Below are 16,276 nucleotides of genomic sequence, written 5' to 3' on the forward strand. Positions count from 1 at the left end.
GCCGCCGGGCCACGCCCTGACGGGCCGCCGCCCGGTCGGGCCGCCGCGCCGCGCCCCGACGGGCCCCCCGCACCCGCCACCCCGCGTCCCGGGTCCGCCACCCCACGCCCGGACGGCGGGCCGGCCCGTCCCGGCCCGGTCGTCGGTCCGGGCCCGGGCGGCCCCCGCCCGGCGCGCGCCGACGGACCGCCCGCAGCGCGCGCGGGCGTTCCGCAGGCCACCCCACCGGTACGCGGCGGCTGGCCCGCCGCACCCGAACAGCGTCCCCGCCCCGGCGAGGGTGCCTGGCCCGGCCCGGCGGCCGGGGCGCGCCCCGGCCAGCGGGGGCCCGAGCGACCCCAGCCGGACGCCGCCGGCGCCCCCGTCTCCGGTGCCGGTGGCGGCGCGGCGGCCCGCGCCCAGGCGCCCCGGGCTGCCGGTGCTGGTCAGCAGCCTTCCGGCTGGGCGGCCCCGGGCGCCGAGGCGTCGGCACCCGCCCCCCGAGCCGCCGGCGCCGCCTCCGGACGCCGCACCGTGCCCCGCGAGGGCGCTCGTCGCCCGGCCGACACCGCCGATCCGGCTCGTCGCGGGCCGGCCTTCCCGCCGGACCCGGCCTACCCGAACCCGGTCAGCGGCGGCCCGCGCCCGGACCAGACGCCGGTGAGCGGCGGGCCCCGTCCTCCGACGCCGGTCAGCGGGGCGCCCCGCCCGGACCCGGCGGCCCCCGAGCCCCGTGCCGGCCGGGGTCGCCGCGCCGCCGCGGAGCCGACCGGCGGCGAGGAGCCGGGTGGCGCCGCGCGCCGAGGCGGCCGTGGCGCGGCCGCGGAGCGGCCCACCGGTCGACGCCGCGCCGCCGAACCGGACCAGTCCGTGCCGATGACCGGCAACGCCCCACCCGTGCCGCCGACCGCCCCCGTCTCGGGCGCCGGCGCCACCCCGCCCGGCCCGGTGCCCGCCGGACGGGACTCCGACGGCCGACGCCGGGCGCGCGCCGACGAACCCGGCACCGGACGTCGGGCCACCCCGCCCGGCGGTACGCCCCGCGGCGACCGGCCGGAACGGCCGGCGGACTGGCTGCGCCAGGCCGGCCGGACCTCGCACACCGATCCGGCACTGCCGACCCTCGACCGCTCGACCCCGGCCGGCCGTACCGCCGTGCCCCCGGGCACGCCGGCTCCCGGCCGTCGTGGTGGCCCCGCCCCGGTGGGTCGGGCCCGCCCCGGTGCCGAGCCACCCGCCCCGCCCCGCGATGGCGTACCCGGTCAGCCGGGTCCGGCACGGGGAACAGCCCGACCGGGCGCGGTCCCGCCGGTGTCCGGCCCGATCTCCGCCCGGCCGGACGGAGCGGACCCGCACCCCGACGGCACCACCACCGCCCGGGGCCCGCGTGCCGACGGTCCGCACCCCACCGGGGGTGCCCGGGCCGAGGGGGCCGCACCCGTCCGGGGTCCCCGTGGCGACGGCCCGCACCCCGGCCGGGGTGCGCGTCCCGCCGGCCCGGAGGCCGGTGCCCGGGGGGCCGCCCCCATCCGGGGCGGGCGCCCCGGCGCGTCCCCGGCCGGCACCGGCCCGGTGGCCGGGCCCCGTCCCGTCGTCCCCGAACAGCAGCCCGGGGCGCGCCCCGGCGGGCCGGCCCGCGCGGCGGTGCGCCCGGACGGCGCCGGTCCGGGCGTCACCCGAGCGGCGGGCGACGACCCGCGTCGGGGCGGTCCCCAGTCCGAGGCGGGGCCGCGTGCCGGGACCTCGGGCCAGCCGGCGGTGGCCCGCGCGGCCGCCCCGGGCCTGCGCCCCGACGAGCACCCCGACCGGGCCACCGGGCCGCAGCGGCAGGCCGCTCGGCCGGAGCCCGGCGGCACCGGGTCCGCTCCGCCCCGCCCGGGCGAGCCGGTGGGCGTCGCCCGCGCGGCGGCGGTGGTGCCGGCTGGGCCGCGACCGGCCGTCGAGCCGGCCGGCGGTCCGGGGGGGCTCGACGAGGAGGAGCCCGCCGGCGGGCTGCAGGGCGCCCGCTCCGAGCTGCGCCGGCAGATGCGCGAGCGGCGCCGGCTCCGGCTGGGCATCCTGGTGCTGGTCAGCGTGGTGCTGCTCGGCGCGATCCCGCTCTATTTCGGCATCCGTACGCTCAGCCACGATCCGGTCTTCGACACCCTCGACGAGCTGGACGTGCCCGGCTGGGCGGCGGCGCAGACGGTCGACAACGTCAGCGGCAGCCGCTGGTGCCTGCAGGACTGCCGGCTGCGGGAACGCACCGTGGAGTCGGAGCGCGCGCCGGAGGAGACCGCCGGGGTGTACGAGGCCGCGCTGCGCAAGGACGGCTGGGAGCCCTGGCAGGTCAGCCGCTGCCCGGAGCAGAAGGAGAAGGGCCGGTACACCTGCTGGCGCCGCGACGAGCTCACCCTCGACCTGTGGGTACGCGAACCGACCTGCGCGGCGCCGCCGGCCGCCGGGGAGTCGACGGTCCCGCCGTCCACCGAGGCGTCGCCCGCTGCGGGGACGTGTGCCGGCTCGTTGGTGTCGGTGAAGGTCCGCAACGCGATCGACGACGAACGGACCCGGCCGCAGCCGAGCACGGACCCGTCGCTGACCGGTGAGGATCCCTTCCCGACGTTCACCGAGGATCCGCTCCAGGAACTGACACGCTCACCGTCCTGAGCCGGTTTTCATCACGGACGGTAGGGTCTGGGGCTGGCGTGCCCGCCCGCTCCCGCCGGCCCCTCGTGGGCGCGGAGCGACGGCGGGCCCGGAGACGGTCGCGCGTTCCGGACGTTCGTTCCGGAACTCTGCTTGAGGAGGACATGCGTGGATGGTGGACAGATCGCTGCGCTGATCGCGGCCGGCGCGTTCCTGATGCTGGTGCTCGTGCTGGCGGTGCCGATCCTGCGCCTGCGGCACACCGTGGACGCCACGACCCGGATGATCAACGACATCAACGAGCAGACCACCCCGCTGCTGGGGGACGTGACCACCACGGTGAAGAACGTCAACACCGCCCTCGAGCAGGTGCAGACCTCGCTGGACGGGGTGAACCTCCAGCTCGCCAAGGTCGACACCATGACCAGCCACGCGCAGAACGTCACCGCCAACGTGGCGAACCTGGCGACCGTCGTCTCCGCCGCCGCGGCCAACCCGCTGGTCAAGGTGGCCGCCTTCGGGTACGGCGTACGCCGGGCCGCCTCGGCCCGCCGGCACGCCGAGACCGAGCGTGAGGTGCGCGACACCATCAAGCAGCAGCGCCGTGCCGCGCGGCGCGGCAACCGCTGAGCCGGTCGGCGACGAGCCGGAGGGATGAGAGCATGAGGCGACTGTTCTGGCTGGGCATCGGCCTGGCCGTGGGCGTGGTGGTGGTCCGCAAGGCGACCCGCACCGCGCAGGCGTACACCCCGGCCGGAATCGCGAGCGGGCTGTCCGAATCCGCTGGCAGCCTGGTCGAGTCGCTGCGTAGCTTCGTGGAGGACGTACGGGTCGGGATGGCCGAGCGCGAGCAGGAGATCCACGAGGCGTTCGCCCGGGGCGAGGCGTTCGACGACCAGTTCGCCGAGCTGCGGGAGGCCCCGCGCATCGGCGACCGAGAAATCTTTCCGGAGGAACACCAGCGATGAAGACGGCGGAGATCAAGCGGCGGTACCTCGCCCACTTCGAGGCGAACGGACACACCGTGGTGCCGTCCGCTCCGCTGCCCGCCATCAGCGACCCGAACCTGCTGTTCGTCAACGCCGGCATGGTGCAGTTCGTCCCCTACTTCCTCGGGCAGCAGACCCCGTCGTACCGGCGGGCGGTCAGCGTGCAGAAGTGCATCCGTACCCCGGACATCGACGAGGTCGGCAAGACCAGCCGGCACGGCACGTTCTTCCAGATGAACGGCAACTTCTCCTTCGGTGACTACTTCAAGGACGGCGCGATCCCGCTCGCCTGGGAGCTGGTCACCAAGCCGGTCGCCGAGGGCGGCTACGGGCTGGACCCGGAGCGGATCTGGCCGACGGTCTACCTCGACGACGACGAGGCGTTCCAGATCTGGCGCTCGGTGGGCGTGCCGGCGGAGCGGATCGTCCGGCGGGGCAAGGCCGACAACTTCTGGTCGATGGGCATTCCCGGCCCGTGCGGCCCCTGCTCCGAGCTGTTCTACGACCGCGGTCCGGAGTACGGCCGCGAGGGCGGCCCGGCGGTCGACGAGGACCGCTACATGGAGTTCTGGAACCTCGTCTTCATGCAGTACGAGCGGGGCCCGGGCACCGGCAAGGAGAACTTCCCGATCCTGGGCGACCTGCCGGCGAAGAACATCGACACCGGCATGGGCCTGGAGCGGATGGCCTCCATCCTCCAGGGCGTCGACAACCTTTACGAGATCGACGAGGTCCGGCCGATCCTCGACCGGGCGGCCGAGCTGACCGGCAAGCGGTACGGCGCCCAGTCCGGGCACGTGGCCAGCGAGTCGCACCCCGACGACGTGCGCCTGCGGGTGGTCGCCGACCACGTGCGGACCGCGCTGATGCTGATCGGCGACGGGGTGACCCCGACCAACGAGGGCCGCGGGTACGTGCTGCGGCGGATCATGCGCCGGGCGATCCGGGCGGTGCGCCTGCTGGGCTACCAGGACCGGGCGATGCCCGAGCTGCTGCCGGTGGCCCGGGACTGCATGTCCCCGTCGTACCCGGAGCTGGCGGAGGAGTTCGACCGGATCTCGCAGTACGCGTACGCCGAGGAGGACGCCTTCCTGGCCACGCTGCGCGCCGGCACCACGATCCTGGACACCGCCATCGCCGAGACGAAGTCGGCCGGCAAGCCGGCCCTCTCCGGCGACAAGGCGTTCCAGCTGCACGACACCTACGGCTTCCCGATCGACCTGACCCTGGAGATCGCCGCCGAGCAGGGCCTGCAGGTGGACGCCGACGGCTTCCGCCGGCTGATGGCCGACCAGCGCAACCGGGCCAAGGCCGACGCGCAGGCCCGCAAGACCGGGCACACCGACGTGTCGGCGTACCGGTCGGTGCTGGACGCGGGCGGGGCGGTCGAGTTCACCGGCTACACCGAGCTGAACCGGGAGTCCCGGGTCCGCGCGGTGCTCGCCGACGGCGCCCAGGTGGGCGCGGCGGTCGAGGGCGACACGATCGAGCTGGTGCTGGACACCACCCCGTTCTACGCCGAGGGCGGTGGCCAGCAGCCGGACCAGGGCCTGATCACCGTCGGTGGCGGCCAGGTCGAGGTCTTCGACGTGCAGCAGCCGGTGCCGGGGCTGATCGTGCACCGGGCCAGGGTGCTGCGCGGCGAGGTGCGCGCCGGGGAGACCGGGTACGCGGAGATCGACGTGAGCCGGCGGCGGGCGATCTCCCGCTCGCACACCGCGACCCACCTGGTGCACCAGACGATGCGCAACTTCCTCGGCGAGTCGGCGACCCAGGCGGGTTCGCTGAACGCGCCGGGCCGGCTGCGGTTCGACTTCAACACTCCGACCGGGGTGGCGCCGAGCGTGCTGCACGACGTGGAGCAGCAGGTCAACGAGGTGCTCCTGGCGGACCTGGAGGTGCACGCCTTCACCACCACCCAGGAGGAGGCGCGCCGGATCGGCGCGATGGCGCTCTTCGGCGAGAAGTACGGCGAGCGGGTCCGGGTCGTCGAGGTCGGCGACTACGCCCGGGAGCTGTGCGGCGGCACCCACGTGGCCCGCTCGGCGCAGCTCGGCCTCGTCAAGATCCTCTCCGAGGCGTCGGTGGGCTCGGGCGTGCGCCGGATCGAGGCGTTGGTCGGCATGGACGCGTTCGGCTTCCTGGCCCGCGAGCACCTGCTGGTCTCCCGGCTGGCGGAGCTGTTCCGGGTGCCCGGCGACCAGGTGGCCGACCGGGTCGAGCAGACCGTGACGCAGCTGCGCGACGCGGAGAAGGAGCTGGAGAAGCTCCGGGCCCAGCTGGTGCTGGGCGGCGCCGCGGCGCTCGCCGGGCAGGCGAAGGACGTCCGGGGTGTGGCGTACGTCGGCACCGAGGCGCCGGAGGGCGCGGCCGGCAACGACGTGCGGACCCTGGCCCAGGAGATCCGCGGCAAGATCGACCCGGCCCGGCCGGCGGTGGTGGCCGTGGCGGCCCGCGCCAACGGCAAGGCGTCCCTGGTGGTGGCCGTGAACGCGGCGGCGCGGGGTCGCGGGCTCGCGGCCAACGACCTGGTCAAGGCGGCGTTCTCCGGCCGCGGCGGGGGCAGCCCGGACGTCGCCCAGGGTGGCGGCCTGCCGGCGGCGGAAGCGCCGAACCTGCTGCTCACCGTCGAGAAGGCGATCGCCGAGGCGTGATCACGCACGATGGAACCCAGGGTGGACCGACCCGGTCCGCCCTGGCTCGTTCCGCCGGGGAAGTGGTCCGCCGTGGGTGAGTTGACCCGGGGCGTCCGGCTCGGCGTGGACGTGGGGCAGGTCCGGGTCGGGGTGGCCCGGTCGGACCCGCACGGCGTCCTGGCCACCCCGCTGGTCACCCTCGCCCGGGACCTGACGGCGGCGCCCGACGCGGTGCCCAGCGACATGACGCAACTGGCGCAGCTGGTCGCCGAGCACGAGGCGGTGGAGGTCGTACTGGGCCTTCCGGTCAACCTCGCCGGTAAGCTCGGTCCGGCGGCGCGCCACGTGACGGCGTACGCGGACCGTTTGGCCGATGTAATAGCGCCGGTTCCGGTGACGCTCACCGACGAGAGGATGTCGACCGTCGTCGCGTCTCGTAGGCTGGCGGAGCGAGGCGTCCGGGGAAAGCGCCAACGCGCGGTGGTGGACCAGGCCGCCGCGGTCGAGATCCTGCAGAGCTGGCTGGAAGCGCAGCGGAGGCGGACGGAATGATCGACGATCTGGACCTCGGGTTCGACGAGCCGGAGAGGGGTGAGAAGGGCCGGCACCGACGCGGCTTCGTCGAGAAGCGCAAAGGCAGGTCCGGCGGCCGGGGGAAGACCATCTTCGCCCTGCTGATGGCGCTCGTCCTGTTGGGTGGCATCGGCGGCGGCGCCTTCTACGGCTTCGACCGGGTCCAGAACTACTTCGTCACCCCCGACTACGACGGCGCCGGCACCGGCGAGGCGATGGTCGAGGTGAAGCAGGGCGCGCTGATCGCCGACATCGGCGACACCCTCGTCGCCGCCGACGTGGTGAAGAGCACCAAGGCCTTCATCGAGGCGGCCGAGGCGAACGCGCTCAGCAAGAACATCCAGCCCGGCCTGTACAAGGTGCGCAAGCAGATGAGCGCCGAAAAGGCGCTGGCCATGCTGCTCGACCGGAAGAACAAGATCACCAACCAGGTGACCGTCCCCGAGGGGCGCACCGCCAAGGACACCTACAAGCTGCTCTCCGACAAGACCAAGATCCCGGTCAAGGAGTTCGAGGCCGCCGCCAAGGACCCGGAGGCGCTCGGCGTGCCGGACTTCTGGTTCGTCCGCAGGGACGGCAAGAAGGTCACCAAGTCCATCGAGGGCTTCCTCTACCCGGACACCTACGAGATCGCGCCGAACGCGACCGCCGAGGGCATCCTCAAGGACATGGTCAACAACTTCCTCACCGTCACCGAGGCGATGAAGTTCGCCGAGCAGGTCCAGGAGAAGCGGGGCGGGATCAGCCCGTACGAGGCGCTGATCGTCGCCTCGATGGCGCAGGCGGAGGCGGGCAACGCCGACGACCTCGGCAAGATCGCCCGGGTCGCCTACAACCGCGCCTACACGGGCAAGTTCCCGTGCAGCTGCCTGGAGTTCGACGTGTCGGTGAACTACTACTGGCAGCTCACCGGCAAGAAGACCAAGGCGTCGAAGGACATGACCACCGCGGAGATCCGCGACCCGAAGAACCCGTACAGCACCCACGCCCACCCCGGCCTGACCCCGACCCCGATCAACAATCCGGGCAAGCAGGCGTTGCAGGGGGCGATGGACCCGCCGGAGGGCGGCTGGCTCTTCTTCGTCGCGATCGACAAGCAGGGGCATTCCGCCTTCGCCTCCACCAACGCCGAGCACGACCGCAACGTCGCGAAGGCGAAGGAGAACGGCGTCCTCTGAGCGGCGAGGCGGTGAGCGGGAGGAGTGACGTGACGGTGCACAGGGCCGCGGTGCTCGGTAAGCCGATCGCGCACTCGCTCTCCCCGGTGATCCACAACGCCGGCTACGCCGCCGCCGGGCTCACCGGGTGGTCGTACACCCGGGTGGAGTGCGCGGCGGCGGAGTTGCCGGCCCTGGTCGCCGGCCTTGGCCCCGAATGGGCCGGGTTGTCGGTGACCATGCCCGGCAAGGAAGCGGCGCTCGCGGTGGCTGACGCCGTCTCGCCGGTCGCCGCCGCCGTCGGTGCCGCCAACACCCTGGTACGCCGTCCCGACGGCTCCTGGTACGCCGACAACACCGACGTCAGCGGCATGGTCGAGGTGCTGACCTCGGCCGGGGTGGCCCCGGGCGGCACGGTGACCGTGCTCGGCGCCGGCGGTACCGCCCGCGCGGCGCTGGCCGCGGCGGCCCGGCTCGGCGCGGCCGCGGTGACCGTGGTGGCCCGCCGGGCGGCGGCGGTCGACGAGCTGCGACCGGTCGCCGGCGCGCTCAGGGTGCCCCTGACCGGCGCCGACTGGGCGGAAGCCGCCGCGCACGCCGGGGCCGACGTGGTCGTCTCTACCGTGCCGAAGGGCGTGGCCGACCCGCTGGCCGGCGAGATCCGCTGGCGGCCCTCGACGGTGCTGTTCGACGCCCTCTACGACCCCTGGCCGACCCCGCTGGCCGCGTCGGCGCTCGCCGCCGGTGCCCGGGTGGTCTCCGGGCTGGACCTGCTGCTGGCCCAGGCGGTCGGCCAGTTCGAGCAGTTCACCGGCGTGCCCGCCCCCCGGGCGGCGATGGCCAGGGCGCTGGCCGCGCACCGGACCGGGATTTCTTAGCTGCCGGTTAATTCGGCGCGGCAACCGGACGTCCGACGGACGACGAGCGTCAGGCGTCGATACGCTGCTGCCGGTAATCGTCGCCCACACGGGGAGTGTCCCTTGAGCCGGCACGGACTCCACCGCGCAGCATCCCGCCTCGGCGCGCGCCGCACGGCCGTCGTCCTGGGTGTCCTGAGCGCCGGCATGGTGGCGGGCGTGGTGGCCACGATGATGCCGCTGGTGGCGGCGGAGGTGCCCCCGCTCGTCGTGGCCGCGGCGGCGGACACCACCGCCACCCAGGTCCCGCAGGACGGGGACAACGGCGTCAAGACCACCCTGGCCAGCTGCCCCCGGCTCTGCGACGGCAACCGCACCGGCGAGCGGAACGCGCTGGTCGAGTTCGCGGTGCGCGACCTGCCGGCCGACGCGGTCGACGTCCGCGCCACCCTGCGGGTGCACGCCTGGCAGCCGTTCTCCTCCCGGGTGCACGCCCACCGGGCCTTCGGTACCGCCGCCGGCACCGGCGCCTGGTCGCTGCGGCCCGAGCTCGGGCCGGCGTTGTCCAGCGTCGAGCGGGTCGGCCAGGGCTTCAACGAGTGGGACGTGTCCGGCTCGGTCATCGGCAACGGCCGGTTCGCCTTCGCCCTGACCCAGGAGACCTGGAACACCCGGATCTACTGGGCGTCCCGGGAGAACGTCAAGGTGGCCATTCGGCCGCAGCTGGTGCTGCGCTACGGACGCGGCGGCCGGCCCGCGCCGACCCGGACGACCGCGGCGCCGAGCCCGATCGCGACCACCGCCGCCCCCGCGCCGTCGCCGAGCCGTACCGCGTTGCCCACCCCGAGCCGGACCGCCCCGAGCCCGCCGCCGAGCACCACCGCGCCCGTCCCGTCGCCGACCACCCGCCCGGGCGAGCAGGTGCCCGGCTGGCGGCTCGTCTGGTCCGACGAGTTCGACGGCGCCGGCGTGGACCGGTCGAAGTGGAACCTGCGCGACGACGAGGGACGCGACATCGACCGGGGCTGCAACGTGGACGACCCGGACAACACCGTCGTCGCCGGCGGTGTGCTGACCCTGCGCGCTCAGCGGGAAACCGCGGTGTGCAGCTCGCAGACCCGTGAGTACACGCAGAGCTACCTCGACACCATCGGCCGGGCGTCGTTCCGGTACGGCCGGTTCGAGGTGCGCGCCCAGTCGCCCAACGGGCCCACCGGCTCGAAGGGCCTGTGGCCGGCGTTCTGGCTGCGCCCGGACGACGGCGGCCGGGGCGAGATCGACGTGGTGGAGCTGCCCGGCGGCGGCGCGTTCTACCAGGCCGCCACCTTCGGCATCTTCTCCGACTACACCCCGGTCAAGCAGGACCAGCGGTACCCCTTCCCGACCGGCTACCCGGGCGACGGCTTCCACACGTACACCACCGAGTGGGAGCCGGACGGGATCCGCTGGTACGTCGACGGCCGGCTGGTCTGGCAGCGCGACCGGGCGACCACGCCCTGGTTCGACGAGGTCTTCCACAAGCCGTACAACCTGCGGTTGAACTTCCAGGTGGGCGGCTGGCTGGGCGACCCGGACGCGGCGACCCGCTTCCCGGCCGACTTCCGGGTCGACCACGTCCGCGTCTGGCAGCGCTGACCGCGGCCACCGGCACCACGCCGCCCGGCGGGCTCGCAGCCCGTCGGGCGGTGCCTTGCCCCCGGGCCCTATCGTGTCCGCCAGCGCGGACCGGTGGCAGGTGCGGGCGGACGGGAGACGGCATGGCGGCGCACCGGGCGGACGATCCCCGCGAACGCTCCGACGGCATCGGCTGGGTGAGCCGGGCGATCTTCGGCGACCCCCGGTTGTGGCTGGACGTCTCCGCCGCCCCGCCCCCACCCGGGCATCGCGTCGCCGCCCGCTACGCGCTGGTGCCGTCCGCGGCGCGGGCGAAGTTCCTGCTGCCGTTGGCCTCCCGGCGGGTCGGGGCCGCCTCGACGCTGGCGTACAACGCGCTGCGGCCACCCCGGGTACGGGCCAACCGGCTCGCCGTCGGCGTGCTGGCCGGGCTCGGCGCCACCGGGCTGGCCCGGATGCCGGTGCTGACGGTCGCCGTGCCGGCCGGGGCCGAGGAGACCGAGCTGCTGCTCGCCGCCCACCTGGGCCGACTGGCCGGCCAGCCGCTGCACGCGGCGATCGGCATCCGGCCGCCGGACCCGCACCACAAGCCGACCTTGCAACTCTTCGACGACCGGGGCGCGGCCCGCGGGTACGCGAAGATCGGCTGGAACGACGCCACCCGGGCGATGGTGGCGGCGGAGGCCGTCGCGCTGCGCGAGCTGCCCCGTGACGGCGGCGACTTCCCGGACGTGCCCCGGTTGCTGCGCGAGCTGCGCTGGGGCGACCTGGCGGTGACCCTGGTCGAGCCGATGCCCGCCCGGGTCCGCCGGCTGCCGCAGCCGCAGCGTCCCGAGGTGGCCGCCATGCTGGCGGTGGCCCGCCGGGGTGGCCCGGCGGCCGCCCCCCGCCCGCTGCGCGGTTCGCCGTTCCTGGCCGACCTCCTGGCACGCGCCGAACGGGCCGGCGGTCCCGTCGTCGACGCGGTCGCCGCGCTCGTCGCCCGCGACGGTGACACCACACTGGAGTTCGGCCACTGGCACGGCGACTGGGTGCCCTGGAACCTCGGCCGCCACGGCGGCCGGTTGGTCGCCTGGGACTGGGAGAACAGTGGCGCGCACCGCCCGGTCGGGTTCGACCTGGCCCACCAGGGGTTCCAGAGCGCGCTGTCGCTGGGCGGCCGGCCGGTGCCGGCGGCCGCCGCCGAGATAGTCGCGGTGCTTCAGCGGCACGGCGAGGCGCTCGGGCTGGACGCGACCCGCCGCCGGCTCGTCGCCGACGCGTACCTCGTCGAACTGTGGCTGCGTACGGCGGAGCTGGCCGCCGGGGGCGGCGGCTGGAGCGACCGGCTGCACCCCGCGCTGCTGCACGTCCTCGTCGAGCGGCTGTCCGACGGGATTGGTTGATCGGGGCGGCGACCGTCGGGGAGGCGACCGGCAAACCCGGGGAAAAGCCGCGTGAACCAACTGCTCACTACCGCTCATCGGAAGCGGTCCTCTAGGGTGTCACCACCCGATCACCACCTGCCGGCGACGGCGTGGTCGATCCTGCCCGGCGTGGGGGCGCCGCCGGGCTCCGGTGTGGGGGGCCGGCGATGGGCCGGCGTGGCAGGGGGACGGATGGCAACGGCAGGCGACGTCGGGCGCGGGGCCGCCCGGCGGACGGTGGTCGGCGGGTCTACCGGCCGACGGAACGGCGGCGACCGACGATGACGCTCATCTACGCGCTGGGGCTGCTGGCGGTGCTGGTGCCCGCGGTGCTGACGCCGGTGGCGGCGACCCGCTGGGCGCCGCTGGTCCGCGACGGTCGGGCGGCGCACCGGCTGCGGGTGGCGGTGGCCGGGCTGACCGACGCGTTCGGCCGGACCGGGGCCGCGCTGGTCGTGCTGCTCGCCGGCTGCGCCGCGGTGGTGGCGATCTGCTGGCCGCTGGGGGAGGCGCTGTCCCGCCTCGAACCGCACGTCGACCATCCGGTCTTCGACTACGTGCACGCCCGACGGGTCGACACCTGGGCGGAGCTGAACTCCTTCTACACCGCGCTCGGTGACCGGTACCCGCTCAAGTGGGTCACCGGCGTGGCGACGCTGGTCTTCGTCGTGCTGTGGCGGCGCCGTCGGTGGTGGGTTCCGCTGCTCGTGCTGCCCCTGCAGTTCGTCGTCGAGCAGTACGTCCAGGCCATTCTGGCGACGATGGTCGACCGGGGCCACCCCCCGACCGACCTGGGAACCTACCCGTCGGGCGGCTGCGCGCGGATCATGATGACCTTCGGCACCATCGCCGTGCTGGCGATGCTGACCTGGCGCCTGCCGCGCGGCGTCCGGGTGGCCCTGATGGCCCTGGTGGTGACGCTGGTCAGCCTGGAGGGCTACACGCGGATCTACGCCGAGAAGCACTGGCTGACCGACGTGCTCGGCGGCTGGATCTTCGCCGCCCTGCTGTTCGCGGTGGCGGCGCTGGCGGTGCTCGTCGCCGAGGGTCGGGTCCGGCCGCCGGCACCGTCCGACGTGACCACCCCGGCGACCCGTGACCGCGTCACGACCGCCACCTGAGCACGAGCCCCGACGCCGCACCCGTCGCGCGGCGGCGGGAACGCCCGATCCACCACTCCTCACCACGGAAGCTGGCACCGACGTGACCACCCTTCTCGTCGCCTCCACCGGTGGACACCTCGCCGAACTGCACGACCTGGCCCCCCGGCTCGGTGTGCAGGACGACTGCGTCTGGGCCACCTTCGACTCGCCGCAGAGCCGGTCGCTGCTCGACGGCCAGGAGGTCATCCACGTGCCGCCGGCCACCACCCGGGACGCGGTGGGCGCCCTGCGCGACCTGCTCGCGGCCCGCCGGGTGCTCGGCGGCGGACGGTTCCGGCAGGTGATCAGCACCGGCGCCAGCGTGGCCATGTCGTTCTTCCTGCCCGCCGTCCGCCACGGCGTGGCCTGCCACTACATCGAGAGCGCCACCCGCACCGAGGGGCCCTCGCTCACCGGACGGCTGGTCGCCCGGGTGCCCCGTACCCGGCTCTACACCCAGTACCCGGGCTGGGCCGCCGGCCGGTGGACCTACGGCGGCTCCATCTTCGACACCTACCTCGCCACCCGGCGGACGACGCCTCGACCGGTGTCGCGGATCGTGGTCGCTCTCGGCACCCACGACCGGTTCGGGTTCCACCGGCTGCTGCGTCGCCTGGTCGACGTCCTTCCGCCGGAGGCGGAGGTCCTGTGGCAGGTCGGCTCGACGGTCGTTCCGAAGATGCCCGCCGGCGCCCGCCGCCAGGTGCCGTACGCCGAGATGCAGCAGGCCATGCGGGAGGCGGACGTAGTCGTCACGCACGCCGGGGTCGGCTCGGCGCTGGCCGCGATGCGCGCCGGGCACCGCGCGGTCTACGTGCCCCGTCGGCGCCGGCACGGCGAGCACGTCGACGACCACCAGGTCGCGATGGCCCGCGAACTGGACCGCCGCGGGTTGGTGCTGGCCCGGGAGGCCGACGAGATCACCGTCGACGACCTGGCCGAGGCGGCATCGTGGACGGTCGGCGCGAGCGGCGCGCCGGCTCCGTTCCGGTGGACGACGTGACGCCCGGCCCGGTCGGGACGTCCACCGGTCGAGGCGCGATCCTCGTCCACCGTGGGCGGTGCCGCCGCGACCCGGACGACGGGACCGGACCGAGCCGCCGTCGGAGCGGACCGGTCGGTTGATGGTGCGACAAATCGGAACACAGCAAGCTACGCAGGATCTCACTTCATCATTGGGGGCGCCCGTGCTGCTCAGAACGTCGTCTCGATCGCGCCGGGGGCCGGCGCTGCGGCGGTGGCTCGCCGCGCTCGCCGCGGCGGTGCTGGCCGTCGGCCTGCTGGCGGCACCCGCCCAGGCGGACGGCCTGCCGCCGGTGCCCATGACCCTCACCTCGGCGAACCCGGCCGACAACATCCCGCACGCGCAGAACGGCGACGTGAAGGCCTTCGCCGAGATTGGCACCACGGTCTACGTCGGTGGCTCGTTCACCTCGATCAAGGCGGCCGGCGACGCGAGCTGGACGGCCCGCAGCTACCTGTTCGCGTACGACCGGGTCAGCGGGGCGCTGAAGGCCGGGTTCGCGCCCGTGCTGGACGGCGCGGTGCACGCGCTGGCCGCCAGCCCGGACGGCAAGCTCATCGTCGGCGGCGCGTTCGGCACGGTCAACGGCGTGGCCCGCAAGAACCTGGTCGAGCTGGACCCGACCACCGGCGCCACCGTCGCCTCCTGGGTCGGCCGCAGCGACGGCGGACTCGTCCGGCGCACCGTCGTGCTCGGCAACAAGCTCTACATCGCCGGGGCCTTCCACTGGGTCAACGGCACCCAGCACTCGCTGCTGGCCCGGCTGGACGCCACCACCGGCGCCATCGACCCGACCTTCCAGATCGACGCCAGCGTCGCGCGCAGCAGCGCCGAGCTGGTCTGGGGCCTCGCCGTCGCGCCGGACGGCAGAACCCTGGTCGCGGTGGGCAACTTCACCCAGGTCAACGGGCAGGCGCGCAACCAGGTGGTGGTCGTCGAGAACCTGACCGGCACGCCGGCCGTCGCCAACTGGAGCACCCAGCGGTACGTGGCGCCCTGCTACAACGGCTTCCCGTTCTACGCCCGTGACGTCGACTTCTCCGACGACGGCAGATACTTCGTGATCATCGCGGACGGCGGCCGGGCCGACGGGGCGTACTGCGACGCGATCGCCCGGTTCGAGACCGCGACCCGGGGCGCCGCCATCGACGGCACCTGGGTCAACTACACCGGCACCGACTCGGTGACCTCGGTCGAGGTGGCCGACAACGTGGTCTACGTCGGCGGGCACTTCCGCTGGCTGAACAACGCCAACGGCAACGACTCGGCCGGCGCCGGGGCGATCAACCGGTTCGGCCTGGGCGCGCTGGACCCGATCAACGGCCTGCCGCTGGTGTGGAACCCGACCCGCTCGGGCGCGCCGGCCGGCACCACCGACTGGGGCCCCATCCTGTGGGAGCTGTGGCGGGGCAGCAACGGCCTGCTCGCCGGCTTCGACAACGACGGGCTCGGCAACGAGTACCACGGCCGGATGGGGCTGTTCCCGCTGGCGGGTGGCCGGACGATCCCGGCGGTCAACGCGCCGTCGGCCGCTTCGGGCTACCTCTACGTCGGCACCGCCGACGGCCAGGCCACCAAGGTGCCGTTCGACGGCACCACCCTGGGCACCCCGGTGGCCAGCAGCCAGCCGAACCTCACCGCGGCGGGCGCGGCGTTCTCCGTCGGCAACAAGCTCTACTGGTCGAAGACCGACGCGAGCGCGCCGAACGGCAGCTACCTGGACGTGTCGATCTTCTCGGGCGGCTCGGTGGGCGCGCCCTGGATCAGCAGCGGCTACAACAACTGGTTCAAGGCCGCCACCATGAGCGGGGCGTTCTACCTCGACGGCCGGATGTACTACACCAAGGCCGGTACGAACAAGCTGTTCTACCGCTACCTGGAGCCGGACGGCTACATCGTCGGCTGCACCGAGTTCACGCTGCCCAGCCTGAACCTCGCCTGGGGCAACGTCCGGGGCATGGCCTGGGTGAACGGCAAGATCGTGTACGGCAACACCGACGGTTCGCTGCGGGCCGTCCCGTTCGACGAGACGGCCGTCGACGGCACCGCCTCGGTCCAACTCGCGCCCGCCTCGGCCGGCGTGAACTGGTCCAGCCGGACGCTGTTCTTCGCCACCTCCTGACCCGATCCGGTTCCGGGCGGTCCGCCGGTGTCCCCGTGACACCGGCGGACCGCCCGTACCGCAGGGGGCCGGTCGGCTGTCGACCGCGGGTGAACGGTCGGCGACAATGAGACGACCCACCGGCCCGGCGCGGTCGTCACCCGGCCGGT

General features: G+C 74.6%; 12 protein-coding genes. All 12 read left to right on the forward strand.

Annotation, left to right across the window (positions count from 1 at the left end; all coding sequences use genetic code 11):
* Window positions 1-2,004 precede the first annotated feature (2,004 nt).
* Window positions 2,005-2,628, forward strand: coding sequence for a hypothetical protein (locus V6U89_RS23075; RefSeq protein WP_334573501.1), 624 nt, complete (start codon window positions 2,005-2,007; stop codon window positions 2,626-2,628).
* A 147-nt stretch (window positions 2,629-2,775) separates the two neighbouring features.
* Window positions 2,776-3,237 carry a DUF948 domain-containing protein gene (locus V6U89_RS23080; protein WP_334573427.1) on the forward strand — a complete coding sequence of 154 codons (462 nt, stop codon included), beginning with the start codon at window positions 2,776-2,778 and terminating at the stop codon, window positions 3,235-3,237.
* Window positions 3,238-3,269: 32 nt separating this feature from the next.
* On the forward strand, window positions 3,270-3,575 hold the full coding sequence (locus tag V6U89_RS23085; protein ID WP_334573428.1) for a hypothetical protein: 306 nt from the start codon (window positions 3,270-3,272) through the stop codon (window positions 3,573-3,575).
* Complete coding sequence (alaS, locus tag V6U89_RS23090) at window positions 3,572-6,250, forward strand: alanine--tRNA ligase (protein ID WP_334573429.1); 2,679 nt, start codon at window positions 3,572-3,574, stop codon at window positions 6,248-6,250. The genes V6U89_RS23085 and alaS overlap by 4 nt, the downstream gene beginning before the upstream one ends.
* A gap of 72 nt (window positions 6,251-6,322) precedes the next feature.
* Entirely contained in the window at window positions 6,323-6,784 is a 462-nt protein-coding gene (gene ruvX, locus V6U89_RS23095; RefSeq protein WP_334573430.1) for a Holliday junction resolvase RuvX, read from the forward strand.
* The gene (mltG, locus tag V6U89_RS23100; protein ID WP_334573431.1) at window positions 6,781-7,983 is read left to right on the forward strand and encodes an endolytic transglycosylase MltG; all 1,203 of its coding nucleotides are present in this window, start codon (window positions 6,781-6,783) and stop codon (window positions 7,981-7,983) included. Before ruvX ends, mltG begins: the two co-directional genes overlap by 4 nt.
* A gap of 29 nt (window positions 7,984-8,012) precedes the next feature.
* On the forward strand, window positions 8,013-8,840 hold the full coding sequence (locus tag V6U89_RS23105; RefSeq protein WP_334573432.1) for a shikimate dehydrogenase: 828 nt from the start codon (window positions 8,013-8,015) through the stop codon (window positions 8,838-8,840).
* A 102-nt stretch (window positions 8,841-8,942) separates the two neighbouring features.
* On the forward strand, window positions 8,943-10,454 hold the full coding sequence (locus V6U89_RS23110; protein ID WP_334573433.1) for a family 16 glycosylhydrolase: 1,512 nt from the start codon (window positions 8,943-8,945) through the stop codon (window positions 10,452-10,454).
* Between the two features lie 122 nt (window positions 10,455-10,576).
* The gene (locus V6U89_RS23115; RefSeq protein ID WP_334573434.1) at window positions 10,577-11,818 is read left to right on the forward strand and encodes a hypothetical protein; all 1,242 of its coding nucleotides are present in this window, start codon (window positions 10,577-10,579) and stop codon (window positions 11,816-11,818) included.
* Window positions 11,819-12,120: 302 nt separating this feature from the next.
* A complete protein-coding gene (locus V6U89_RS23120) occupies window positions 12,121-12,960 on the forward strand; it encodes a phosphatase PAP2 family protein (protein WP_334573435.1) in 840 nt (279 codons plus the stop codon).
* A gap of 82 nt (window positions 12,961-13,042) precedes the next feature.
* A complete protein-coding gene (locus V6U89_RS23125; protein WP_334573436.1) occupies window positions 13,043-13,984 on the forward strand; it encodes a glycosyltransferase in 942 nt (313 codons plus the stop codon).
* 187 nt (window positions 13,985-14,171) lie between these two features.
* Window positions 14,172-16,127 (forward strand): delta-60 repeat domain-containing protein, encoded by a 1,956-nt coding sequence (locus V6U89_RS23130; protein ID WP_442933974.1) that lies wholly within the window; start codon window positions 14,172-14,174, stop codon window positions 16,125-16,127.
* The last annotated feature ends 149 nt before the right edge of the window (window positions 16,128-16,276 follow it).

This window comes from Micromonospora sp. CPCC 206171 (genome assembly GCF_036906755.1).
GTDB lineage: Bacteria > Actinomycetota > Actinomycetes > Mycobacteriales > Micromonosporaceae > Micromonospora > Micromonospora purpureochromogenes.

Coding starts and splice junctions, on each gene's coding strand:
- V6U89_RS23120 (WP_334573435.1), top strand. CDS start 12,121: ATGACGCTCATCTACGCGCTGGGGCTGCTGGCGGTGCTGGTGCCCGCG.
- alaS (WP_334573429.1), top strand. CDS start 3,572: ATGAAGACGGCGGAGATCAAGCGGCGGTACCTCGCCCACTTCGAGGCG.
- V6U89_RS23115 (WP_334573434.1), top strand. CDS start 10,577: ATGGCGGCGCACCGGGCGGACGATCCCCGCGAACGCTCCGACGGCATC.
- V6U89_RS23085 (WP_334573428.1), top strand. CDS start 3,270: ATGAGGCGACTGTTCTGGCTGGGCATCGGCCTGGCCGTGGGCGTGGTG.
- V6U89_RS23075 (WP_334573501.1), top strand. CDS start 2,005: ATGCGCGAGCGGCGCCGGCTCCGGCTGGGCATCCTGGTGCTGGTCAGC.
- mltG (WP_334573431.1), top strand. CDS start 6,781: ATGATCGACGATCTGGACCTCGGGTTCGACGAGCCGGAGAGGGGTGAG.